The sequence below is a fragment of the Granulosicoccus sp. 3-233 genome (assembly GCF_052681095.1).
In genome coordinates this window covers 123,376-146,841 of record NZ_JBQYLE010000007.1, presented here as the reverse complement: position 1 = coordinate 146,841, position 23,466 = coordinate 123,376, and the positions used below count along the sequence as shown (strand labels likewise).

Sequence of the window (23,466 nt, the reverse complement as noted above, 5' to 3'; positions counted from 1 at the left end):
CAGGCACAGGCACAGGCACAGGCACAGGCACAGGCACAGGCACAGGCACAGGCACAGGCACAGGCACAGGCACAGGCCGCCGAGGCGTACTCACTGCCTGATCGTGACCTCATCACTCAGATTGCGCAGGCGCGGCGGACGGGCGGTATCGATCCGGTTGTTCAGCAGTTGCAGGCCATCGAGCAAGTGGCGCTTGCTGCGGCCATGGCCCCCGGTGGACACTTCATAGGGAACGCAGCGCTGGCGGGCCACCACGGTATTGTCTCTGATGGTGTTGGGTCCATCCTGAATGACCAGCGAGGTACCCTCATGGCATACGAAGGTATTGTCGGCGACGAGGTTGCCTTCGGCGGTATCGGTAAACTTTCCGGAGCGCCCGTCGAGCGTGGCACACCAGCCGGAGCGGTGCCGGCGGCCCTGTCGTGAAGCGATCTGAACTCCGGACACGCCGGTATTGACGAAGCGATTTCCGATAATCCGGTTGTTGTTGGGAGGTGTCGAACGAATTACCGGGCAGACGATTCCCTTGAGCTCTCCGCAGTTCTGATAGACGTTGATGCCCCCTTCGCGATTGTTGACGAACAGGGTGTCTGATACCTCGCTGTCATAGGTGGAATCGATGGCAATGGCCTCACGGGACTGGTTGTTGCTGATGAGCGATTGGCGAATGCGGACGTCGTGACTGCCGGCCTCCGAGTAGATGGCGATACGTTGCGTGTTGTCGATGCTCACCTGATGGATATCCACGTCGTGGCTGTAGTTGCCCAGATAGATACCGGTGATGGTGTCCTCGATGACAAGATTCTCGAAACGCAACTTCTGGTGCCCGACCGGTAGCGCCTCGCCTGCACCGACTTTCCCGTCCGGGCCCAGTTCGCCACCGAAGAAACGGGTGGCTTCGATCCCCATGTGGTTGGTACCACGCAGCGTGCAGTTTCTGACAGTGATATCGCTCAGCGACTGGTCATTGATCAGGCGAACGGCTGGCATGCGCGTACGCTGAGTGGTGGCGATACCCTGAGGCAGACTCACGCGACCCCAGCCATGGTCTATTGCACCGCCGGCGCAGTCCAGGGTTCGCTGGTTCTGATCGAAGAAGGCTGTTATCGGCAGGCTGTCGTTTGCCGAACAGAACGAGACATCGGCATCCATGAGCAGGCAGCTGTGCTCGCTGATGTCTGCGGTGGACAGGCAGCCACTGAACTCACTGGCTCGTCTGACCATCTTGCACTGTGACAGACGTTGATCGACATGCGGCAGGCTGCAGTCGATGGGATCCCGCTCTGCGTGAGAGTGGCTGATGCAACCGCTGATCAGGCTGATCATCAGAAGACAGAAAACATACCGGGGCCGAGCTGTGGTGGGCCGCTTGGCTGTCTGGAGGACGAATTTCTTCATGCCTTCGGTTCAGCAAATCACGGGCCCTTCCGCCTTGCCGGACTGGATGTCTTCGATACTCGCCCACAAAAAAGGCCAGCATGATGCTGGCCTTTTCCGACTTCCGGAGGATGAGCTGCTCAGACCCGTGAGGGCCGGAAGCAGGCTCGAGACTCAGTTGAAGACCATGCGAGTGGCAGTGACTTCGACTTCAACGCGACGGTTCAGCTGGCGACCTTCAGCGGTATCGTTGCTGGCAACCGGTGAAGTCTCACCCATGCCTGAAACGTCGATACGAACATCGGGGTACTGGGCGGCGATGACGTCGGCAACTGTCTGTGCACGTCTTTCGGACAAAGCCTGGTTGTATTCTTCGGCACCGCGGCTGTCAGTGTGGCCCGTGACGGTCACATCGGTAATGCCCTTGTACTCGGCCAGCGCGCCGAACAGGCCGTTCATGGCGGCTTCACCGGCACTGGTCAGCTGTGAGGAATCCGTATCGAACAGGGCTTCTTCGCTGAACTGCTGGGTATCGATCTTGCCGGGGTTCGGGGCTGGTGCTTCGGCAACCACGGTTTCCTCGACTTCGGCTACAGGCTCTGGCTCGACTTCGGCTACTTCTTCAATGCCTTCGCACACATTGATGACCGCATCGTCGGAAAACGTTCCGGTGTGCATGCAATCGCCCAGGCCGGTTTTCAATACAGCGCCATCCGAACTGACGTAGCCGCCTGAGCCATCGTTCTCGATATGGCCATGATCTTCTTCGGTGATGTGCGCGGATGCGCCGAATGACACCAATGTCAGGCAGGCTCCGAACGCTATGGATTTACCAGTGTTCATGTTTGTTCTCCGTGGTGGTTTGGATGTGCGTCAAGACAAGTAACTACCGAGTGTTACTACGAGAAAACGTGTCCGGAAAAAAGAACACTCGCGATCCGGATAATCGGGTCTGGGGACGATCAGGCATGTGACATGACAGCGGAAAAGCCCGAAGACTCTTCCGCTGTCAGGGTTACTGCAACTTACTCGGTGATGCTTTTGGCAGTCACTTGAACTTCAACACGACGGTTCAGCTGACGACCTTCTGGCGTGGAGTTGGTCGCAACCGGGCTGTCTTCACCCATGCCGCTGCTGGTAACGTCGACGTTGGGGTAGGCAGCCTTCAGGAAAGCTTCAACCGCTGCGGCGCGTCGCTCGGACAGGCCCTGGTTGTAGCTGGCTTCGCCGTTGGAGTCGGTGTGACCGACCACTTCGATGGAGGTGATTTCCTGGAATTTCTCGAGTTGAGACACGAGATCAGCCATGGCCTGTTCGCTGGATGCGTTCAGCACGTCAGAGTTGTTGTCGAACAGTGCCTCACCGCCCAGAGTGGCCGTGGTCACGATAGGCTCCTTCTGTACAGGTTCTGGCGCTGGCGCTGCTTCCGGAGCAGGTTCTGCTTCAACAACTTCTTCCGGCGCTTCTTCGATGCCGGCACAGGCGTCTACCTGGTCTTCATCATTGTACAGGCCGATTTTCACGCAATCACCGAGGCCGGTCTTGATGGCATCGCCCATGGAATTGGCGTAGCCACCGTTGCCAGCAGGTATTTCGATGGTTCCATCCAGAGCCACACCCTGGGCATGAACGACACTGCTGCCCAGTAGCAAGGCCGCGATTGAACTGATGGTACCGATATTTCTATTCATAGCTAGCTCCCACTAGTTGACATCTGAATAAACAAAAAATCTACAAAACCGCTGACTCGGAGAGTCTCGCAGGCCCGTCGAGGCTGGCTGCAGGCTGCCGGGGTCAGTCAGAAACTCCAAAACGCCAACAAATCCCCGGCCGGCGAAACGGCTCTTCGAGACACCACGCAGACTTGTTGTATTTTTGTCTTGTATAGCGGTAAACAAGCCGATTGTAAACTCAATACACAGTATTCATGTGTGAAAAAAACAACAACCGGATTGCAACCGCCGCCAGGACTTACAACAGAGTGTAGGCTATCCACCACGATTCATAAGCAAAAGGACACTTGCTGATGCATTTTTCAATGGCTTCATTGCCGCTTTGGGCGAAAATCCCGCTCTCGCGACTGAAAATTGACTCTCAGTGCGTGATATGTGCCCGATCCGGAGGGCAGGGCGTTGATTTGTGTGACGACTGTGAAAGCTTGTTGCAGACCTGTTTCGTCGAAGAGCCCGCGGGTCGGGTATCCGGATTGTGTCTGAGCTGTGGTGCGGAGCTCTCGTCCGTGCCGTTCGAACAGCTCAGCCAGCGAGGTCTGCCGCCCTGTACCCAATGCTCCGGACAAGCTGCACCGTTCACTCGCATCGTGGCGCCATATCGGTACGAGTTTCCGGTCGATCGCCTGATCCAGTCGCTCAAATACCGTGAGCAGCGCGTTCTGGCAAGAATCTTCGGAACCCTGCTGGCGCGCTCGGTTCAACGACAACACCCGACGGGTCATGCATTACCCGAGCTGTTGCTGCCCGTGCCACTGCATGCCACCCGATTGCGTCAGCGTGGCTTCAATCAGTCGGCCGAAATCGCTCGCTGGTGCGGACGCGAGCTGGGCGTGGAATCGCGTGCCCGCGCGGTAACGCGTGAATACGACACCGGATCGCTGGCCGGGCTGAGCCGCGCGGAACGCCAGTACCGCATTCTGGGTGCCTTTCGCGCACAGGAAGCGCTCGCCGATCGGCATGTGGCCATCATCGACGATGTGCTGACCACGGGCTCTACCACCCGCGAGCTGGCGCGGGAGCTCTATGACACGGGGGTCGCGTCGGTCGAGCTGTGGGTATTGGCGCGTACATCCAGTGCTCGTTGAGCGGGCTGGCTGATCTCGCTGGCCAGCATGCGGCGTACGGTCTCCGGCAGCTCGTTGCCACCGGTACGGGGCAGCGACTGCCACAGGCTGTGGTATTGCTCGCGCAGGGCACGTGATTGTTCGTTCAGTGTACCGAAGCCTTCGCCAACGGCTGCCGATGTCTGCGCCAGGGCGGCCGCCAGACCGTCTCTGGCGCCACGCAGGGCGGCCTTCTCGCGCGACGGTCTTGTCTTCTTCTGCAGAAACGCCGGGATCAGCCAGGCCAGGGCCAGCAGCAGGGCACCATTGATGGCGAAGTTGCTGCCCAGATAGGCTGCGGAATTGCTACCGCCTTGGGCAAAGGCGCTGACCACGCGCCACCCGATCCAGCCCATGGCGGCCAGTGGCAGCAGCAGGCACAGAGCGCCCAGACCTGCGTGCAGTCGCCGTTGCCAGACGCCGCCCGGCAGAGCCAGTGAGCGATTGACGGTATCGTCGACGGTGGCTGCGAAATCACGGCGAGCGCGAGCATAGGGTTGTGCCACGGCCTGCTTGAGGGCCGCCAATGGCATGGCGCTTGCCTGCCCCTGTTGGTTGAGGAAGTCACCCAGCACGGTGTCGAGACGCCCCAGTAGCGCATCATCGATCAGTGAGCCTGTCACGATCTCCGCCTGTCGCTGAGGTTTGCCACGCCAGCGACTCAGCCAGGAGCCTTCATCATCGGCGTACTGCCGCGCCAGTTGCTGCGCCCTGGGGAGCAGCGTCTGGTCAAGGTCTTTGGTTGCCGCGCTCCAGTGCTCCTGCCAGGCGGATTGCAGAGCACTGATCTGCTCCTCGCTACCCAGCGGCACCAGCCAGGGATCGCTGGCCTCCTTCAGAGCCTTCAGGCGAGCCAGAATACCCAGTTCGTTCAGCGACTTGACGATGGACTCGTCGGCCAGCTGGGCGAGGGTCGAGCAGAGTCTGGCAAAATCATCTTCCTGTCGCCCCTGAGCATCGGTCTTGCCCGATGAATCGCTGCGAAAGATCAGTGGCTCGCTCATGCCGGCAGCGCTCAGCTGCTGGCGGAAATCGTCCAGTTGCAAGGGGTCGCCCCGGTCCCAATGATTCATCACGAACAGCCAGGCGTGTTCGTGCGCGTGCTGTAACAGCAGGCGCCAACCCTGATCATCCCGATAGCGTTCGGGACTCACGACGTAGAGCACGACATCCAGATGTGGTAACCAGACGTCCACCAGATCACGATTGGCGGACTCGACACTGTCGAAATCGGGCATGTCGATGAACATGACGTGTCGATACTGCTCATTGTTGTGCAGGGCCGTACGCATGCGCTCCATCGGAAATGCGTTGGGCAGCCGGTCAACCACCTGCGAACGATGCACGTATACGGTAATGTCGCGTGAGGTGGGACGCTCGACGCTGGCACGGGCGATGGATTCTCCGGCAAGGCGATTCAGCAGCGTACTCTTGCCGACGCCGGTCCCACCGAACAGACCAGCCACCAGTGGTCGGTCGCCGGCGTCGAACAGCTGGCCGGGCGCGCTGGTGGTGACCGATTGCAGGGCGTCGGTGGCTGTCGCCGGTAGCCAGCCAGCGGCAGTGGCCTGATCAGCCCAGGCTTCCAGGGCGTGTCGTTGGGCCGCCGGCAGGTCGGATCGGGAAGGAAGTTCAGCAGACGGCATGGACAGGTGCAGACTCGGGGATACACGGAAATTTTGACAGACAAGAGAAGCAAAGTGGTGATCGACAGCACGATGCATCATGCGATGGATGCCTGCGCACGGACATTGGCAGGTGATGCCTCTCTGGATCTGGCCGGCGGGGCGGTTGCCGCAAGCGGGACGTCGCGAGGCCAGTTCGATGCGCAGTCGCTGCGACATGCCCATCACGACACGGACATACAGCGACGCTTCCTGCCCTCCGATGAGCTGGCAGCGAGTCTGTTTGCGCGGATGGAGACAGAGCGCTTTGAAGCGCTGGGTGCCAATCGCTATGCAGGAGTGGCCCGCAATCTGGATGCGCGGCCATCTGAAGCGGCCGCCACCGAGCAGGCCGAAGCCGCCTGGCAGCGACTGAGCGAGGCCCTGTCACAAGCCTGTCGCCACGCCTTTCGGCAGTGCTGGCAATCGCGAGCAATGACTCGACAGCCAGCTCTGCTCCCCGGTGAGTTGCACCTGCTTGAACAGTCCCTTGTGCCCTTGTTGCCGCAGCTGGTGGCGCATCTGCATGATCAACTGGCCTTTGCCGCCATTGCCCGTCAGGTTGCTCAGGCCCTGGCCAGCAGTGTCGGCAGTGATGATCCTGCCGGTATGAGCCTGGCAGGAGAGGTGGATGAGGAGGCAGCCGACGAGGGGCTGGATGAGGCGGCGGAGGCGGAAGAGTCTGCCGAGGAGGCTGCAGCGGCTGTCAGGAGCGAGGCGCTTGCCGAGGAGGCATTAACCGAGGCGCCCGGGGAGCCTGAACCGACGGACAGACTGCCTGATCAGACGCTGGATGAGGCTCCTTCGGGCGGCCCCGATCCGCTCATCGTGGTCAGTGGTGATAGCCGAAGCTACCGCGCCTTCACGACGGATTTCGATGAAGTGATGGCGGCCTCCGATGGGGCCAGCGCAGCCGAGCTGCAGGAATGGCGTATTGCGCTGGATCAGCATATCGAGGTGCACGGCAGGTTGGTACGGCGTCTGGCCAGCCGGTTGCAACGGGTGTTGCTGGCGCGTCAGCGCCGGCACTGGCAGTTCGACCTGGACGAAGGCATTCTGGATTCCGCGCGCCTGTCGCGAGTGGTCTCGGACCCTCTGATGCCGTTGAGCTTCAAGGCAGAGAGTGACATCGCCTTTCGCAATACCACGATCACGTTGCTGATCGACAATTCCCGTTCGATGCTGGGAAGGCCGATCATGATCGCGGCGGCTTGCGCAGACATTCTGGCTCGGACCCTGGAGCGTTGTGGTGTCAGTGTGGAGATTCTCGGCTTCACGACCGTCCACCTGCATGGCGGTGAATCCACCGAACGCTGGAAACAACAGGGCGAGCCCCTCGATCCCGGTCGTCTCAACGATCTCCGGCATATCGTCTACAAGTCGGCAGACACACCCTATCGCCTGGCACGGCGCAATCTCGGCCTGATGCTGAATCGGGATATCCTGAAGCAGAACATCGATGGTGAAGCGCTGATCTGGGCGCATCAGCGGCTCATGAAGCGGCCTGAGCAGCGCCGCATCCTGATGACCATTTCGGACGGTGCGCCGGTGGATACCAGCACACTGGGAGCCAATGCCGGCGATTATCTGTCTCGTCATCTGCAGCAGGTGATCGACGATATCGAGCGAGCCGGTCAGGTCGAGTTGCTGGCCATCGGTATCGGTCATGACGTCAGCCGATTCTACGAACAGGCGGTCAGTGTGTTCGATGCCCGTCAACTGGGCCCCGTCATGCTGCATCGGCTCGAGTCGCTGTTCCGCAAGGCTGCCTGACGGAAGCCTCCGCGACAGGTCTCGTTCACGGAGGAAAAGCTTGTCCGGTCCGGTGGCAGGCGAGTGGCTGCGGTATAGTCGCAGGGGTGCCGGCCACGGCTACATACCATTCACCACAGAAGGACATTGACATGATCAAAGAAGGCGACAAGATTCCAGCGGTGACGCTGAAACAGATGACGGCATCGGGCCCTACGGATGTGCCTCTGGCCGACTACTGTGCCGGACGCAAGGTGGTCCTGTTTGCGGTACCGGGTGCGTTCACACCGACTTGTTCCGAGTCCCATGTGCCCAGCTACATCGACAATGCCAAGGCGCTGCGCGACAAGGGTGTGGATGCCGTTGCCTGTGTTTCCACCGGTGACTTCTTCGTCATGAATGCCTGGGGCAAGAGCCTGGGTACCGGAGACGATGTGGACATGCTGGCTGACGGCAATGGCGAATTCACGCAGGCGGCGGGCATGACACTGGATCTGTCTGCACTGGGTCTCGGTGAACGCTCACAGCGCTACGCGATGATCCTGGATGACGGCGTCGTGACTCACCTGGCGGTGGAAACCGATCCGGGCTCGGCCACGGTCAGTGCGGCTGAAGCCGTTCTGGAAAAGATCTAGGCAGTCAGACGTTCCCGGCCGCCGCAGGATGCCTGTGCCTGACAGGTTTCCCGGCGGCCTTGCCGTTCACGGAATGACGCAGCGCCGGCAGAGTCGCTACTTCACTACCCGCAACAGTTTCGATACGCGCTCCCGATACAACTCTGCACCTTGCTCGATATTGTCCAGTAGCGCCTCCAGCGCCCAGTAGCTCTGGTGGATGTCCACATCCACATTGCGGCAGGCAATGGAGCCGAAGGTGCCCAGTCGCTGGTGGAATCGCTTGGCAATGGCCGGATAACCCTGCGTTTCCGAGGTACCCGCCAGAGCCAGGAAGATGGACAGTTCCTGCGCCATGACGCCATGGTGCTTGCCCTGATGGTACAGCCAGGCGTACAGATCCGGATGGAAATTGGCCATCACCCCGCAGAACCCGCGTGAGCCTGCCTGCATGGCCGGCCAGGCAATGGCCGCATTGGCATTGACGATGGACAGGGGCGAGCCCTTCACGAGCTCGGCCCGGCGTCGTACCGTCTCCAGATCGCAGGACACATCCTTCAGCGTCACGAAGCGGCCACTGTCGGCACAGAATCTCAGTACATCGTCACTCAAGAGGCGGCGATACGGCATCGGGCATTCATACAGACCCAAGGGGAGATCATCCGGCAATTGATCCATCAGCCAGAGCAGTTCCTTGCGTATGGTGTCATCATTGGCCCCCTGGGATTCCGGCAGACGGTTCGTCACCAGAACCAGAACATCAATGCCGGTGTCGGCCATGGCCTTGAGTTCCATGGCCTGTTGTTCACGAGCTCCGGCAATATGCCCCGATGCCATGACCGGCACACGGCCGTCGACTGTCTCGACCGTCTGTCTGGCCAGGGCGACGCGCTCACCCAGGCTGAGTTTGTGCATCTCGCTGGACTGGCAGACGGCAAACAGGGCATCGGCACCGTTGGCCAGATACCATTCGGTCAGGCGATGATATCCGTACTCGTCAATACCGCCATCGCTGGTATAGGGCGTCAGCATGACGGGAATGATGCCGTTCGCGGTTGTGCTCATGCGTGGTTTTCTCGGTTCGCTCAGGGGGCATAACCCATCTGCATCGGTAACCAGAGTACCAGTTCCGGCACCAGCGTGATGGTCATCAGGGCCAGTAGCAGGGCAATCAGGAATGGCCAGATTTCCATGATCATGTCCCGCAGTGGTGCACCGGTCGTGGCATTGATCACGAACAGCAGGATGCCATAGGGCGGAGTGATCAGACCGATCATGGTGTTGACCACCACCACGACACCGAAGTGCACCAGATCGATTCCCAGCAGTTGGCAACCGGGCAGAAACAGGGGGACGACCACCAGCAGAATGGTGGCTGCGTCCAGAACGCAGCCAAGCACCAGTAACAGCACATTGACGAACAACAGAAAACCCAGTGGTGACAGCTCCAGCGAGTCCATCAGTGCCGCAATGCTGTTGGGGATGTTCTCGCTGGCCACGATATAGTTGAAAATCAGCGCGCCACCGATCACCAGTCCCACCGCTGCCGAAGAACGTGCACTGTCCGACATGACGGTATACAGACTGGACAGCGACAGGGAGCGATAGAAGAAGCTGGCCAGCAGCAAGGCATAGGCGGCAGCAACGGCAGCCGCCTCGGTGGGTGTCGTCACTCCGCCGTAGATGCCGAACAGCAGAATGACGGGCATCAGCAGGGCGGGGAAGGCTCGAATACCGAGCGCCGGCAGTTCACGCATGGGCACGGGGTCATCCATGGCAAACTGGCGCCTTCTGGCAATGATGGCCACCATGACCATCAGGACGGCTCCCATCAGCAATCCTGGCAGAATGCCGGCCAGAAACAGATAGCCCACCGAGGTATCGGATACCAGCGCATACAGCACCATGGGGATCGAAGGCGGGATGATCGGACCGATGGTGGCCGATGCTGCGGTGATGGCTGCAGCGAAGCCCAGGGAATAGCGGCCATTGCGCGTCATCATCTCGATGATGATCTTGCCCACACCGGCCGCATCGGCAATGGCCGAACCGGACATGCCGGAGAAGATCAGGCTGGCCACGACGTTGACATGCCCCAGTCCGCCACGGAAGCGTCCTACCACCGCGACACAGAAACCGAGCAGGCGATCACTGATGGTGCCGGCGTTCATGATGTTGGCGGCCACGATGAACAGTGGTACGGCCAGTAGTATGAAACTGTTGTACAGCCCCTGGAGTATCTGTTCGGCGGCAAGTGCCAGGTCCTGGCCGGCCATCAGCAGATACACGACGGCGGCGATGATCATCGCCAGCGCGATGGGGGCACCTATGGCAGCAACACCGAACAATACCGCCAGGCACAGCAGGAAAGCATTGCTCATACGTCAAGCGTTCCACATAATGCAAGCCAGGCACGTGTGGCATAGCGCAGCATCACGGCAATGGAGAAGACGATGTAGATGCTGAAGAACACATCGAAACGTATCTTGAGCAATGACGTGCTTTCAATGGCCATGAACTGTACGAAGTCGATGGTCGGCCACAGTGAGACCCCCAGCAGGGCGACAATGCAGATACCGGACAGAACGGCGAATACACGACGGGTACCCGGTCGGCAGTGATCGAGCAGTATGGTGAAGCGCACATGGTCCTGATCCTTCAATGTGAACGCACCGGACCAGAACACCAGCCACACCCAGCACAGCAGGCAGGCTTCCAGCGTCCAGCCCAGCGGTGCCCGGAACAGATAGCGCGAGACGATCTGCAGTATGAAGATGAGAAAGGTGGCGCTGAGCAGCAATACCGCCACATTGTCTGCCCGGCGTTGTAGCCAGCCGGGCAGCCCATGCGTCATCGACAACAATTACTGTACTGCGTTGATGCGATCGAGCAGTCCTTCCGGCCAGTCGCTGGAGAAGTCAGACTCCAGATACATGGCCTGAGCGCGAGTGCGGAAGGCGTCCACATCCGGCTCGTACACCTCCAGGCCTTCGCCCTTGAAGAAATCCACCAGTTCGGCCTCGTTGGCGACGATCTGCTCGGTCGTCCAGTCTGCCGCTGCCTGCGCTGCCGTGGAGACGGCCTCCTGCTGCTCGGCAGACAGTTTGTCCCAGACCTTCTTCGAGAACGCGAAGAAGTTCATGTCCACCAGATGTCCGGTGAGTACGATCTGTTTGGTGACTTCGTGAAATTTCTTGTCCTTGTCCGTCGGCAGAGGGTTGTCCTGACCGTCGATGGCGCCGGTCTGCAGCCCGGTATAGACTTCGGTAAATGCCATGGGCGTCGGGTTGGCGCCCAGAGCCCTGCCCAGAAACTGCCAGGCATCGGTGCCCGGCATGCGCAGATTGATCCCCTCCAGATCCTCCGGCGTCATGACCTTGTCCTCGGTTCGAAGGTTGAGCTGACGCGTGCCGAAGTACACGACATTGAGCAGCTTCACCCCCAGCTTGTCCTCGGCCAGTTGATACATTTCCTCGCCGATGTCGCTGGCGAAGACCTTGCGCTGATGCTCGGGGTCGCGCATCAGATAGCCGGCGGTGAAGATCGACCATTCCGGTATCAGCTTGGCCAGCTCCTGTGCAGAAGTGATGGACATCTCCAGGTTGCCGCGCGCAATGGCGACCAGTTCGGTGCCTTGCTTGAACAGGGAATCGTTGTAGTGCGGCTCATAGTCGGCGAATTCGCTGATGCCGTCGGCAAACTGATTGGCCAGGCCCTGGGAGCGGAAATCGGTTTCGGAGGCCGGTGTGGACATGCGGATGGTGACCCTGTCCTGGGCCATGGCGCTGGACGCCAGCGTTGACAGGCTGATTGCCGCAGCCATGCAGACGGTCAGTGCAGAGCGGACGGCTTTCGTTTTCATTGGCATCGACTATTTCCTCTCCTGAGTGCAGTGACGGCTGTCTGTTGGTGTTCTTGCGTCACGGGGCGTGGTAATAATGTGGTGAACGGGGCGGTATTGCGTTTCCAGTATACGGGCATTGACTTCGGCGACTCAACACCATGGCAGCATGCGCCGAGGCTGGGTCGGCTTGCTTGCCGTGTGCAGCGACAATCCGAAGAACAGGGGGCAAGGGTAGATGGATGGGAAAATCAGCATGACCAGACACACTTCATGAGCGGAACGACAAGGTTGCTGGCCTGTGGGCTGATCTCTGCCGACATCACCTTCCGGGTCGGGGAAATGCCCCGCCGTGCCGAGAAATACCGTGCTGATGATGTGCGCTTCAGTCTTGGTGGGGGCGGTGCCATTGCTGCGGTTGCCATGCAGCGTCTGGGGGCCGAGGTGCAGTTGGCAGGCAGGCTGGGAGATGATCTGTTCGGGGACTTGCTGCGCACGGAGATTGCCAGACGTTCTCTGGGGGATCGTTTGCTGACCCGCATGGTGGACGGCAAATCCCCGATTTCCAGCGTCTTTGTCGACGATGGTGGTGAGCGACAGATAGTCAATTATCGTCAGCCCGACACGCTACGGTCAGCAGAGAGCGCAACGGCTGCCTGTACCACTGACGCAGTTGCCTGTCAGTCGGAGGATGCGCTCCCCTTTGATGACGCTCGATTGCAATCCATCGATACACCCCATGCCATTCTGGTGGATACCCGCTGGGAAGCGGCTGCGATACAGATGCTGACGTTCGCCAGGCAGGCCGGCATTCCCGCGGTGATTGATGGCGAAGCTCCCGTCAGTCATACCGCCATGGCGCTGGCCAGTCATGTCGCCTTCTCTCGACAGGGCCTGCGCGACTACGCCGGTGTCGATGAGCTGGAAGCGGGCTTGCGACAGGCGCAGGCGCAATTCGGCAACTGGGTGTGCGTCACGGATGGTGAGAATGGTGTGTTCCATCTGCAGGATGGCACGTTCACGCACACACCCGCCATCCACGTCAAGGCGGTAGACACTCTGGGTGCCGGTGACGTCTGGCATGCGGCTTTTACCCTGCAATTGGCGCAGGGCCAGTCTGAGTCAAGGGCCATCGGGTTTGCCAATGCGGCCGCGGCCCTGAAATGTGCCTCTGACAAGGGGCTCGATGGCATTCCTTCCTCGAAAGAGGTGCTGGAGAGCTTGAACAGATCGCGTTGATCCGGCCGAGAGCACCTTGACGACCCTGGACGATATCCACGCCAGAGTACAGCGGGGATTTCTGTGCGGGCAGAGCGTTGTGTTGTCAGTCAGGCGCTCGCTGATTTTTTCGCAATGCGATGACTTGCATTATCTTCGGCAGGTATCGGCCGTCAGCTCACCGGCCTGCAGCATGCATGACTGCGTGTCTCTGCGTTCTGCTACGGGTTCATCCGAACGGCCAGTCTCGACTTGAAATTCCCGGTCTTGCCCCCAGTGAAGGCGTTGACGAAAGAGAAGCCATAGTCCAAGGACCTGCTCCATGAAAACCCTGATTACCGCATTTGTCATTTCCGCCGTTTCCCTGCCCGTACTGGCTGAGGATGTCGTCATCAGCACTGGTGGCCGTGGCGGTTCCTACTTCGCCACTGGTGAGAAACTGGCGGAAATTCTGGTCGAATACGATTACAAGGCCGATTCGGTGAAGAGCAAGGGTTCCATCGAGAATATCGATCGCGTCACCAGCGGCGAGGCCACCCTGGGATTCACCCAGCTGGATGCCCTGGCCTGGTGGATGGGGCGCAATCCGGAAAAGGCCGGCAATCTGAAGGTGCTGGGCAATCTGTACGAAGAGTGTGTGTATGTGGCGGTCAATTCGGATGGCCCGATCGATGACGAGGGCGATCTGCAAGGCAAGAATGCGAGGGTTGCCGTGCAGAAGCGTGGCTCCGGTTCCGCCGTGAGCTGGTCCTACATGCAGGATCTTGAGCCCGATTTCGCCAAGGGCAGCACGTTCTTTCAGGGCGGGCTGCAACTGCTGAACGAAATTGCCAACAACCTCGACGCGGAGGTGAATGCCTTTCTGTGGGTCAGTGACCCGCTGAACCTCGATCAGCGTTACCTCAAGACCGTTCTGGAAAACGACAATCTGAAGTTGCTGGATATCAAGGATTGGGATCTGAACGACAAGCATCCGGAACTGGGTCGTCCCATCTACCGTTTCGAAGAGCCGGATGTGGCAAAGGGTCTGGTATTCGATACCGAATTGAATACCATCTGCATGGATGCCGTGGTGGTGGCCAATGCCGATGCTGACGATGACATGCTGGATGACGTTGTCGACGTGCTGACGGTGAATCGAGGCAGGTTGTTCGACTAACCTTCCCGCCCGGTCAGGGTCTCGAGTGGATGCTGACCGAGAGCTTGCCGTGCTGTTGCGCGTCAAGGTCGGAGGGTGGGCATGACTCTGATCCAGGCCCGGAGCCGAGCGGGATTGTCAGTGGTACTGCCGACTGTTAACGTGAGTCCCTTCACACAGGAGGAGCTCACCACCCATGGCATCGAAGGTATTTCACAGCCCATTGCCAGCCGTCGACATTCCCGATGTCGCGATTACCGAATTTGTACTGCAACAGTCCGCCAGACTGGCTGACAAGAACGCGATCATCGATGGGCCCAGTGGCAAGGGGTATACCTACGAGCAGCTGAGGTCGAGGATCCATCGTCTGGCCGGTGGTCTCCGTGCCGAGGGGCTCAGGCAGGGCGATGTCGTCGGGCTGCTTGCTCCCAACTCCCCTGACTATGCCGTCGTTTTCCATGCCGTTGCGGTATGCGGCGGTACGGTCACGACCATCAATCCCGCGTATGCCGCGGAAGAAATCCAGCAGCAACTGAAGGATTCCGGTGCCTGCCTGCTGGTCAGCGACAACGCCTGTCTGTCGGTGGCCGTCGAGGCATCTGCGGGTACGGCATCCAGGGAGTTGATCACGCTGTACCCGCATGACGATCATCGCTGTGTGGACGACTTGCTGGGAGACGAGATGGAACAGGTGCCCGTGAACCTTCGGGAACATGCCGTGGTGTTGCCCTATTCATCGGGAACCACCGGCTTGCCCAAGGGAGTCATGCTGAGTCACCACAACCTGATTGCCAATCTGGTGCAGATCAACGCCGCGCTGGGCTACGAGCAGGATGAGAGTGCGCTGGCCGTGTTGCCGTTCTTTCACATCTATGGCATGCAGGTGCTGATGGGCAGTCTGCTGGCAGAAGGCATGACGATCGTGACCATGCCGCGGTTCGACATGGAGCAGACCCTGCAGCTCATCCAGACGCATCGCATCACCCAGTATTTCGCCGTGCCGCCCATCATTCTGGGACTGGCGAAGACGCCGTTGCTCGAGCAATACGATGTCAGCAGTCTGCGCAAGATCTTCTCCGGCGCTGCACCGCTGGGTGGAGAGCTGGCCGAGGTGGCCTCCCGGCGAGTCGGCTGTCCCATTGTTCAGGGCTACGGCATGACCGAGATGAGCCCGGTAAGTCATATCACGCCTGGCTATGACAGCCGCGCCGGTTCCAGTGGGGTCACTGTTGCCAATACCCAGTCGCGTATCGTCGACGCCGATGGAAACGACCTGGGTGTGGATGAGGAAGGTGAACTGTTGGTGAAAGGGCCGCAAGTGATGCTCGGCTATCTGAACAACGACACTGCCACCCGGGAAACCCTCGATGAGGATGGCTGGTTGCACACCGGTGATGTTGCCCGGATTGACAGTGACGGCTACATGACCATCGTGGATCGCGTGAAGGAGCTGATCAAGTACAAGGGCTTTCAGGTGGCACCCGCAGAACTTGAAGCACTGATTGCCACACATGCCGCCGTACTGGATGTCGCGGTCATCGGCGTGCCGGATGAAGAAGCCGGTGAGCTGCCGAAGGCATTCGTGGTGTTGAAACCGGATACGGACGAAGAAAGGCATTCGGACACGGGCGCCGAGGATATCCGGCAGTTCGTCAAACCTCATGTGGCAGGCTACAAGCAGGTTCACGAGGTGGAGTTCGTCGACAGCATCCCGAAGTCGGCCAGTGGCAAGATACTGCGACGCTTGCTGAGAGACGGGTAGCTCCTTGCATTGTTTCCGTTTTCGGTGAAGCCCCTGTGACGGAGAACTAGCCGAAATATAGGGTCTTTACCGTTTCCGGGAGCTGCCTGTGGGCGCAGGATGGAGGTAAGCCTGATGGTGAACGATTCCATGTGAGAAGCACGGTGTCCAGGTCAGTCCGGCGGCATTGCCGCGATTGATGTGGCAGATTCTCGATGCAGGACAAGCGCATTGGCCTGCGGATACCACTTTCACGGGAAAACATGACCTGTCAGTGATGCGCGACAGGTTCTGTTGGCGCAGATGGCAGGGTCTCTCTTTTCAACAGGAGGATGAGACGCTATGTGTACTTTCTTCACGAATACGTACAGGAGAGCTGGGCTCTCTTTCCGAAACCGCTTGCTGTTGTCCGTGCTGTTCGTTTTCAGCGCGGAGGCGACAGCGACGGATCCATCTCCTCCCGGTGAGCTGCGCTACAGCGTGTATTCCAGTACGGCTGCGGAAGTATTCTGGAATCGGGCGACCGATGACGGCATCGTGGTCGAATATGAACTGCAGATCAACGAGGCGGTGATGAGGCTGGATGCCTTGAGCCACTTCCGGGATTCGCTGCAGGAAGGGCAGACCTACGACGTACAGGTGACATCCATCGACAACGAAGGGAATCGATCCTCGCCGGTATCTGTCAGCTTTGTCGGTGGCGAGCGTTCTGTGCCAGATGTCGAATTGCCCGGCGATGATGAGCCGCCGGATACACCCGATCCACTGAGCCCGCTGAATCCGCCGCAGGCTGCTGATTCGAACATTGCCGAGCCAGCAGACCTGTATGTGAGAGACGGCTACGATCCCATCGACGTGATACGTGTGGACCTTCGGACCGCCACCACCGAGGGGGTCTGCACCGCCGACGATCTGTCCGGTTGCACGCTGGACGATGTCATGGAGGATGTCGACAAGAACGATGACCTGACCGTGGATATCGCAGTACATTTTCAGAGCGATGATTTTCCGGATGATGGTCAGATCGCCAATGCCGAATTGCGCATGCGCGGCAGTGGATCCCGGTTCGGTGCGCAGAAATCCCTGCGTATCAAGCTCGATAGCAAGGAGGATCTGTGGCGGGGTGAACGGCATCTGCAGTTGAACAAGCATCCCTTCGAATCCAGCCGCATTCGCAATAAACTGGCCATGGATCTGATGAGTCAGGTGCCCGATCTGCCGAGTATTCGCAGCCAGTTCGTCAATCTCTGGATCGACGATGGTGAAGGCCCCGTGGACTACGGTCTGTTCACTCATGTCGAACGAGGCAGTGATTACTATCTGGCGCAGCGTGGCTGGGGCGATGACGGCAATCTGTACAAGGCCGAGGATTTTCGTTTCGACAGCAGCGACCTCGAGGACATTCGTGTCGATGCAGACGGTGAGCCGTTGAATGACGCCCGCTTCGCAAGCGTGCTGAGTATCGAGAACGGTGACGACCACCGGGCACTCGAATCCATGCTCAGTGCCATGCACGATCCGGACAGAAGCTTCCAGTCGGTACTGGACGAATACTTCGACGACGACAATGTCATGGCCTGGGTCAGCTTCAACATCCTGGTGCATCAGGCAGACATTACCCGACACAACTTCTTTCTCTACAATCCGGCGAATACCCGGAAATTCTATTTCATTCCCTGGGACTACGATGAAGCCATGGGGCTGTGGAGAGATCCGCCCAATGACCTGAAGAACGATTCGCTGCGGCAGCGCGTCGAGTTCGGTTATGCAGTCGCGGCACGCAACAGCTTTCTGGAAAACTTCTACCGCTTGCCGGGCATTCACGAGCGGATCGTGCAGGCAACCGAACAATTGAGACAAACGGTACTGACCGAAGAGGTCATGACCGAAAGAGTCAATGGTTATCTGCAACGGGTAGCGCCGTACCAGAAACGCGAGCCGGACAGTCTTCACAATCCCGACTTCTCGCTCTATCTGTCGGAAAAGCTGATCTCGGCGCCAGGTGAGAATCTGGAAGCATTGCGTACGCGCTTTCGGGTTCTGATGGCGCCGCTACTGCTGGAACCGCAAGCCATGGGCGGTCAATGGCTCTTCAGCTGGAAACCCGCCCATGACGTCACCGCTACTTCAGGCGATATCCACTATCGTCTGCAAGTTGCCACTACCCCCTTGTACGAGGAAGGCGAGATTGTCGTCGATGTGCAGGACATCGCGGATTCAGTCGAGATGGTCAGTCAGCATGTGGATGCTGCCTTGCTGCCCGCCGGCGAGTATTACGCACGAGTCATTGCAACGCCCGAAAACGAGCCGGACAAATACTGGCAGGTCTCCGGCAACAAGCTGCATATCGATCGTTCGACCTACTACGGGTCTCTGCAGTTCAGGGTCCCGTAGACACAGGCCAGGTCACGACTCAGTAGCAGGGGCTGGCGATGGTGTCGAATCCGGGCGCCCGGTTCATCAGATCCTTCCAGTCACCGCTTTCGCTGACGCCTCCCATGTCGTCAGCACAGGCTCTGTCGATCCAGATGCTGCCGAGTTCACCAGAGGCATTGCGGTCTATCCAGCGGTATTCAGTCTTGTCGGTACGAGAAAAGACGAAACCATTCGTCGAGTCATTGCCTGTCGTGCTGTCGGAGGAAGAGGTGGCAGTTGTTGTATTGTTGCAAGGGTAGTCAAGGGTATCGAATGCTGGCGCATGTCTCATCAGGTCACCCCAGTCACCGGTGGCTGTACTGCCCCCCAGAGCAGCCGCGCAGGATTGATCGATCCAGGTGCTGCCCATCTCGCCATTGGCATTGCGCGCGATCCAGCGATACTCGGTCTTGTCACTGCGAGAGAAAACATAACCATCGCTGTTGCCTGACGGGATTTCACTGATTGTGGGTGGTGGTGCAGATACGGGTTCTGTCTGTGCATCCTGAGAGGCGCTGCCGCTGCGGGTCAGTGAAAACTGATCCGGAACGGCACCGTTGATGGCCTTGAAGTAGCAATCGGCTGTCTTGTCTTCGAAGTCGCAGAACAGGGCGCCTGCCTTCGCGCCCTGATCCGCGGTGTAGATGGAGGCGAAATAGTCACCGCCTCGTGCTTGCGAACGCACTTCCCGGCCACCCAGGCCCGAGACGAATGCGAAGGACTGGCCGGGTTGCAGGGCCATTTCACTGCCGGTATGTACCACCGTCTGCTGGCTGAAATCGCTGAGCAGATAGGTACGGGAATAGGCGTGTTCATGGGCCAGCGCTATCATGGCACCGGCATCCAGACAGGCATCATAGGTATCCCACTGACTGGGGCCGTTCTTGCTGCCGGTCTGCATCATGCGGTGTGGCTTGTGCCAACTGCAGATGCGCCAGCGATCGCTGCTGCCGGCAAAGGAGGATCTGATGAAGTCCGCGTAGCCGTCGTCGGCGGAGATACCCGATACCTCGGAGATTCCCGGCGCTACCTGAACCACTTCGACGTTGCCGTACTGGCATTTTGCCTTGACGCCGGTATTGCCCGAGCAGGAAAGTCCGGAAATGCGATCGATCCGCCTCTGTATCAGACGCTGGTAGAGCGGCCACTCGAAGTTTTCATGATTACCCACCAGCGTGAGTACCGGAAAGTCGGATCCCAGATGATTGTTCAGGTGGGCTTCCCAGGTGTTGGCGGTGTTTTCCTTGTAACCCAGATCTCCCTGGATCAGCAGCAGATCAGTGCCTTCACTGGCGATCAGTGACAGCACTGACTCTGCATGTTCGCCAACTCCCTGATCGCCGATGAAGGCCACTTTCAGAGAGGCAGAATGAGCGACGGAGGCAAACAGCAGGGAGGCGGTCAGGGTCATCTGCACGACCGGCGCCAGGATGCGTGATAATGAACTTTTCGAATGTCTCAAGGCGTAGTCCCTGGTTTTTCGCGTAAATCGGCCCGCAAGCTATCAGTCAATTCAAGCGGTTTCAGTTACAGGCTGGTATTGATCGGTTGCAATACGCATACCGGAGGCCGTCGTGGCGCCGTTCGTCCGGAGTGTTACGTGAACCCCTTTGCAACTTTCCCGACTGTTGGCCGGCGGGGCGACAAATAACCTCCTGAAACCTCCAGGGGGATGGATATGACAGTCGGGAAGTGTTTGTCACAACATCTCCGAAAGTGCAGCTTCATTCTGGTCGTCGGTCAGCGAACCGAGGGAAGGGTAACCGGGTAATGTCGCTGTTACCGGAAAACGACATGTTGACATCGGCATGCCTGTTACCCCAACATAGAGTGGTTCTGGTTCCTGCGGCACGCGCCGCAGGCTAAGAGGGAAACCGGTGAAATTCCGGCACTGCCCCCGCAACTGTAAGTGACAAGCCGCAGCCCATGATCCACTGATGTTCGCATCGGGAAGGGGGGCCCAGGCGTTGGAGTCACGAGTCAGGAGACCTGCCAGGCATCGATGAAACCAAGGGCGGAGGGTCCTGGAGTTGCTTGCGCTGCGTACTGCAGCGAAGTTGCGCCATGCCTTCCTTCCGTAACACTTCGGGGACGAAGAGACATGAGCATCACCGTATATTCCAAGCCGGCCTGCGTACAGTGCACGGCAACCACACGCGCTCTGTCGGCCAAGGGGCTGACGTTCACGATTGTCGATCTGACTCAGGATGAAGCCGCGTTCGAACTGGTACAGACGCTTGGCTACCGGCAGGCGCCGGTGGTCGTCGCGGGCGAAAGTCACTGGGGCGGGTTCCGACCGGACATGATCAATACTCTGGCATGACCCCTTGAGCGCGCTGCTCTATTACTCCAGCGCATCAGGCAATACGGAACGCTTCATCGGCAAGTTGAACCTGCTGGCAACTCGATTGCCGCAGGCCCTTGACGCGCCCGTGCCAATCATGGAATCACCGTTCGTGCTCATCTGCCCGACCTTTGCCGATGGCAAGGGCCGCGGAGCGGTACCCGGGCCAGTGATCCGTGCGCTGAACGACAAACGAATCCGTCATCAACTGCGTGGCGTCATCGCATCCGGCAACCGAAGTTTCGGGGCCACTTTCGCGCTGGCCGGTGATGTCATCGCTCGCAAGTGTCAGGTGCCAGTGTTGTATCGATTCGAATTGGCGGGCACATCCACAGATATTCAACTGGTCAGACAGGGACTGAAACGCTTTTGGACACAGCAATACTCGAACGAACGCTGAAGAGTGAGGTACCGCCGCTCGACTACCATGCATTGAATGCGATGCTGAACCTCTATGATGAGGATGGGCGCATTCAGTTCGATGCCGATCGTCAGGCGGCGAGACAATATTTTCTGCAGCACGTCAATCAGAACACCGTGTTCTTCCACTCGTTGAAGGAAAAGCTGGATTATCTGGTGGAGGAAGGCTATTACGAGGCGCAGGTGCTGGCATCCTATTCTCACGATTTTCTGGAGGATATCTGGCAGGCCGCTTTTGCGTTCAGATTCCGCTTTCCGACCTTTCTGGGAGCGTTCAAGTACTACACCTCCTACACCCTGACCACGCGTGACGGCGCTCGCTATCTGGAACGCTATGAAGATCGGGTGGTCATGGTGGCGCTTTCCCTGGCTCGCGGCGATGAGGACTTCGCGCGGCGTCTGCTGGAGGAAATTCTCAGTGGTCGTTTTCAACCGGCAACGCCAACCTTCCTGAACGCCGGCAAGGCGCAGCGAGGGGAGTTGATTTCCTGCTTTCTGCTGCGTCTGGAAGACAATATGGAAAGCATCGGGCGCGGCATCAACTCGGCCCTGCAGCTGTCCAAACGCGGCGGTGGTGTGGCCTTGTTGTTGACCAATATCCGCGAGCAGGGAGCGCCGATCAAGGGCATCGAAAACCAGTCATCCGGGGTCATACCCGTCATGAAGCTGCTGGAAGACAGTTTCTCCTATGCCAATCAACTGGGTGCGAGACAGGGGGCCGGTGCCGTCTATCTGCATGCCCATCACCCGGACATTCTGCGATTTCTGGATACCAAGCGAGAGAACGCCGATGAGAAGATCCGCATCAAGACCCTGTCTCTCGGCGTGGTCATCCCGGACATCACCTTCGAGCTGGCCCGCAAGAACGAGGACATGTATCTGTTCTCGCCACATGATGTGCAGATAGTCCACGGCAAGCCACTGGCCGATATTGCCGTGTCCGAGCATTATCACGACATGGTGAATGACTCGCGGATTCGCAAATCGAAGATCAATGCGCGTCTGCTCTTTCAGACCATTGCCGAGATCCAGTTCGAAAGCGGCTATCCGTACATCCTGTTCGAGGACACGGCCAATCGGGCGAACCCCGTGCAAGGGCGTATCTCCATGTCCAATCTGTGTTCGGAGATTCTGCAGGTGAATGAAGCCTCGACATTCAATGATGACCTGAGTTACCAGCATACCGGCACTGACATCTCCTGCAACCTGGGTAGTCTGAATATCGCAAAGGTCATGGATGGTGGCGAACTGGGACGCAGTGTGGCCACCGCAATACGAGCGCTGAGCGCCGTGTCCGAGATGAGTGCCATCGACAGCGTGCCCTCGGTGCGTCGTGGCAATGATGAGAGTCATGCCATCGGTCTGGGTCAGATGAATCTGCATGGCTATCTGGCTCGAGAACGCATTCACTATGGCAGCGAGGAGGGGCTCGATTTCACCAATATCTATTTCTGCACGGTGTTGTATCACTGCCTTCAGGCATCCCATGCACTGGCTCTGGAGAAGGGGCAGAGTTTTGCCGGGTTCGAGCAGTCCCGCTATGCGGATGGCTCGTTCTTCGATGAATACATCACAGGGAAGTTCGTTCCGGCAACGATGCGTGTGCAGGAACTGTTCGAGCAAGCCGGTATCGCTATACCCGACGCCGAACAATGGCAGTTGTTGAAGACAGCCATCATGCGCGGTGGTCTCTACAACCGAAATCTGCAAGCCGTACCCCCGACCGGATCCATCAGTTACATCAACAATTCCACGTCGTCCATTCATCCGATAACTTCTCGCATCGAGATACGCAAGGAAGGCAAGCTGGGTCGTGTCTATTATCCCGCGCCCTTCATGACCAACGAGAACATGGCGTATTACCGGGACGCCTATGATATCGGCCCGGAAGCCATCATCGATACCTATGCGGCGGCGACTCGCCATGTGGATCAGGGACTGTCACTGACGCTGTTCTTCAAGGACAGCGCGACCACCCGGGATATCAATCGTGCACAGATTCATGCCTGGAAGCAGGGGATCAAGACCATCTACTACATTCGCCTGCGCCAACTGGCCCTGGAAGGGACTGAAGTGCAAGGCTGTGTTTCCTGCTCACTCTGAGAC

Annotated in this window: 19 protein-coding genes and 1 riboswitch; of the genes, 10 read left to right on the top strand and 9 right to left on the bottom strand. The window is 58.8% G+C overall.

Going from position 1 to position 23,466, the window contains the following annotated elements; genetic code table 11:
- Positions 1-90 precede the first annotated feature (90 nt).
- The 3 genes from ACUNV4_RS18585 to ACUNV4_RS18575 all read right to left on the bottom strand — a co-directional run bounded on the left by ACUNV4_RS18585 (position 91) and on the right by ACUNV4_RS18575 (position 3,068).
- Positions 91-1,398 carry a right-handed parallel beta-helix repeat-containing protein gene (locus ACUNV4_RS18585; protein ID WP_430880097.1) on the bottom strand — a complete coding sequence of 436 codons (1,308 nt, stop codon included), beginning with the start codon at positions 1,396-1,398 and terminating at the stop codon, positions 91-93.
- Positions 1,399-1,551: 153 nt separating this feature from the next.
- Positions 1,552-2,220, bottom strand: a complete 669-nt coding sequence (locus ACUNV4_RS18580) for an OmpA family protein (protein ID WP_430880096.1) — start codon at positions 2,218-2,220, stop codon at positions 1,552-1,554.
- 182 nt (positions 2,221-2,402) lie between these two features.
- Positions 2,403-3,068, bottom strand: a complete 666-nt coding sequence (locus tag ACUNV4_RS18575) for an OmpA family protein (RefSeq protein ID WP_430880095.1) — start codon at positions 3,066-3,068, stop codon at positions 2,403-2,405.
- A 470-nt stretch (positions 3,069-3,538) separates the two neighbouring features.
- Here ACUNV4_RS18575 and ACUNV4_RS18570 point away from each other — a divergent pair, with 470 nt between their 5' ends.
- Positions 3,539-4,195, top strand: a complete 657-nt coding sequence (locus ACUNV4_RS18570) for a ComF family protein (protein WP_430880094.1) — start codon at positions 3,539-3,541, stop codon at positions 4,193-4,195.
- On the opposite strand, the gene ACUNV4_RS18565 is transcribed toward ACUNV4_RS18570, so the two are convergent.
- Positions 4,132-5,859: a GTPase gene (locus tag ACUNV4_RS18565; RefSeq protein ID WP_430880093.1), complete on the bottom strand. Its 1,728-nt coding sequence runs from the start codon at positions 5,857-5,859 to the stop codon at positions 4,132-4,134. The two genes, ACUNV4_RS18570 and ACUNV4_RS18565, sit on opposite strands and share 64 nt — an antisense overlap.
- Before the next feature lie 57 nt (positions 5,860-5,916).
- On the opposite strand from ACUNV4_RS18565, the gene ACUNV4_RS18560 reads away from it, so the two are divergent.
- Both ACUNV4_RS18560 and ACUNV4_RS18555 read left to right on the top strand, forming a co-directional pair.
- Positions 5,917-7,650 (top strand): cobaltochelatase CobT-related protein, encoded by a 1,734-nt coding sequence (locus ACUNV4_RS18560; RefSeq protein WP_430880092.1) that lies wholly within the window; start codon positions 5,917-5,919, stop codon positions 7,648-7,650.
- Between the two features lie 131 nt (positions 7,651-7,781).
- Positions 7,782-8,264 (top strand): peroxiredoxin, encoded by a 483-nt coding sequence (locus ACUNV4_RS18555; protein WP_430880091.1) that lies wholly within the window; start codon positions 7,782-7,784, stop codon positions 8,262-8,264.
- Positions 8,265-8,360: 96 nt separating this feature from the next.
- On the opposite strand, the gene ACUNV4_RS18550 is transcribed toward ACUNV4_RS18555, so the two are convergent.
- The 4 genes from ACUNV4_RS18550 to ACUNV4_RS18535 are packed head-to-tail and all read right to left on the bottom strand — an operon-like array spanning position 8,361 to position 12,105.
- A complete protein-coding gene (locus ACUNV4_RS18550) occupies positions 8,361-9,308 on the bottom strand; it encodes a dihydrodipicolinate synthase family protein (protein WP_430880090.1) in 948 nt (315 codons plus the stop codon).
- A 20-nt stretch (positions 9,309-9,328) separates the two neighbouring features.
- A complete protein-coding gene (locus ACUNV4_RS18545; RefSeq protein WP_430880089.1) occupies positions 9,329-10,624 on the bottom strand; it encodes a TRAP transporter large permease in 1,296 nt (431 codons plus the stop codon).
- Entirely contained in the window at positions 10,621-11,097 is a 477-nt protein-coding gene (locus ACUNV4_RS18540; protein ID WP_430880305.1) for a TRAP transporter small permease, read from the bottom strand. Before ACUNV4_RS18540 ends, ACUNV4_RS18545 begins: the two co-directional genes overlap by 4 nt.
- 9 nt (positions 11,098-11,106) lie before the next feature.
- Positions 11,107-12,105, bottom strand: coding sequence for a sialic acid TRAP transporter substrate-binding protein SiaP (locus ACUNV4_RS18535; RefSeq protein ID WP_430880088.1), 999 nt, complete (start codon positions 12,103-12,105; stop codon positions 11,107-11,109).
- Between the two features lie 252 nt (positions 12,106-12,357).
- Between ACUNV4_RS18535 and ACUNV4_RS18530 the strand changes: the two genes are divergently transcribed.
- The 4 genes from ACUNV4_RS18530 (at position 12,358) to ACUNV4_RS18515 (ending at position 18,575) form a co-directional block, all read left to right on the top strand.
- Positions 12,358-13,323 carry a PfkB family carbohydrate kinase gene (locus tag ACUNV4_RS18530; protein WP_430880087.1) on the top strand — a complete coding sequence of 322 codons (966 nt, stop codon included), beginning with the start codon at positions 12,358-12,360 and terminating at the stop codon, positions 13,321-13,323.
- A 301-nt stretch (positions 13,324-13,624) separates the two neighbouring features.
- The gene (locus tag ACUNV4_RS18525; RefSeq protein ID WP_430880086.1) at positions 13,625-14,461 is read left to right on the top strand and encodes a TAXI family TRAP transporter solute-binding subunit; all 837 of its coding nucleotides are present in this window, start codon (positions 13,625-13,627) and stop codon (positions 14,459-14,461) included.
- Between the two features lie 175 nt (positions 14,462-14,636).
- Positions 14,637-16,202, top strand: a complete 1,566-nt coding sequence (locus ACUNV4_RS18520; protein WP_430880085.1) for an AMP-binding protein — start codon at positions 14,637-14,639, stop codon at positions 16,200-16,202.
- Positions 16,203-16,580: 378 nt separating this feature from the next.
- Positions 16,581-18,575 carry a CotH kinase family protein gene (locus tag ACUNV4_RS18515; RefSeq protein WP_430880084.1) on the top strand — a complete coding sequence of 665 codons (1,995 nt, stop codon included), beginning with the start codon at positions 16,581-16,583 and terminating at the stop codon, positions 18,573-18,575.
- Positions 18,576-18,594: 19 nt separating this feature from the next.
- Here the strand turns inward: ACUNV4_RS18515 and ACUNV4_RS18510 are convergent, their stop codons facing one another.
- The gene (locus ACUNV4_RS18510) at positions 18,595-20,058 is read right to left on the bottom strand and encodes a metallophosphoesterase (protein WP_430880083.1); all 1,464 of its coding nucleotides are present in this window, start codon (positions 20,056-20,058) and stop codon (positions 18,595-18,597) included.
- A 358-nt stretch (positions 20,059-20,416) separates the two neighbouring features.
- Positions 20,417-20,607, top strand: a riboswitch (cobalamin riboswitch).
- Between the two features lie 90 nt (positions 20,608-20,697).
- Between ACUNV4_RS18510 and nrdH the strand changes: the two genes are divergently transcribed.
- The 3 genes from nrdH to nrdE are packed head-to-tail and all read left to right on the top strand — an operon-like array spanning position 20,698 to position 23,463.
- The gene (nrdH, locus tag ACUNV4_RS18505; RefSeq protein WP_430880082.1) at positions 20,698-20,919 is read left to right on the top strand and encodes a glutaredoxin-like protein NrdH; all 222 of its coding nucleotides are present in this window, start codon (positions 20,698-20,700) and stop codon (positions 20,917-20,919) included.
- Between the two features lie 4 nt (positions 20,920-20,923).
- Positions 20,924-21,340, top strand: coding sequence for a class Ib ribonucleoside-diphosphate reductase assembly flavoprotein NrdI (gene nrdI / locus ACUNV4_RS18500; RefSeq protein WP_430880081.1), 417 nt, complete (start codon positions 20,924-20,926; stop codon positions 21,338-21,340).
- On the top strand, positions 21,310-23,463 hold the full coding sequence (gene nrdE / locus ACUNV4_RS18495; protein ID WP_430880080.1) for a class 1b ribonucleoside-diphosphate reductase subunit alpha: 2,154 nt from the start codon (positions 21,310-21,312) through the stop codon (positions 23,461-23,463). Before nrdI ends, nrdE begins: the two co-directional genes overlap by 31 nt.
- Positions 23,464-23,466: the final 3 nt, after the last annotated feature.

Bases quoted from the DNA above. Each gene is read 5' to 3' on its own strand.
- ACUNV4_RS18585 (WP_430880097.1), bottom strand. From the start codon at position 1,398: ATGAAGAAATTCGTCCTCCAGACAGCCAAGCGGCCCACCACAGCTCGG.
- ACUNV4_RS18580 (WP_430880096.1), bottom strand. From the start codon at position 2,220: ATGAACACTGGTAAATCCATAGCGTTCGGAGCCTGCCTGACATTGGTG.
- ACUNV4_RS18575 (WP_430880095.1), bottom strand. From the start codon at position 3,068: ATGAATAGAAATATCGGTACCATCAGTTCAATCGCGGCCTTGCTACTG.
- ACUNV4_RS18565 (WP_430880093.1), bottom strand. From the start codon at position 5,859: ATGCCGTCTGCTGAACTTCCTTCCCGATCCGACCTGCCGGCGGCCCAA.
- ACUNV4_RS18555 (WP_430880091.1), top strand. From the start codon at position 7,782: ATGATCAAAGAAGGCGACAAGATTCCAGCGGTGACGCTGAAACAGATG.
- ACUNV4_RS18550 (WP_430880090.1), bottom strand. From the start codon at position 9,308: ATGAGCACAACCGCGAACGGCATCATTCCCGTCATGCTGACGCCCTAT.
- ACUNV4_RS18545 (WP_430880089.1), bottom strand. From the start codon at position 10,624: ATGAGCAATGCTTTCCTGCTGTGCCTGGCGGTATTGTTCGGTGTTGCT.
- ACUNV4_RS18540 (WP_430880305.1), bottom strand. From the start codon at position 11,097: ATGACGCATGGGCTGCCCGGCTGGCTACAACGCCGGGCAGACAATGTG.
- ACUNV4_RS18535 (WP_430880088.1), bottom strand. From the start codon at position 12,105: ATGAAAACGAAAGCCGTCCGCTCTGCACTGACCGTCTGCATGGCTGCG.
- ACUNV4_RS18530 (WP_430880087.1), top strand. From the start codon at position 12,358: ATGAGCGGAACGACAAGGTTGCTGGCCTGTGGGCTGATCTCTGCCGAC.
- ACUNV4_RS18525 (WP_430880086.1), top strand. From the start codon at position 13,625: ATGAAAACCCTGATTACCGCATTTGTCATTTCCGCCGTTTCCCTGCCC.
- ACUNV4_RS18520 (WP_430880085.1), top strand. From the start codon at position 14,637: ATGGCATCGAAGGTATTTCACAGCCCATTGCCAGCCGTCGACATTCCC.
- nrdH (WP_430880082.1), top strand. From the start codon at position 20,698: ATGAGCATCACCGTATATTCCAAGCCGGCCTGCGTACAGTGCACGGCA.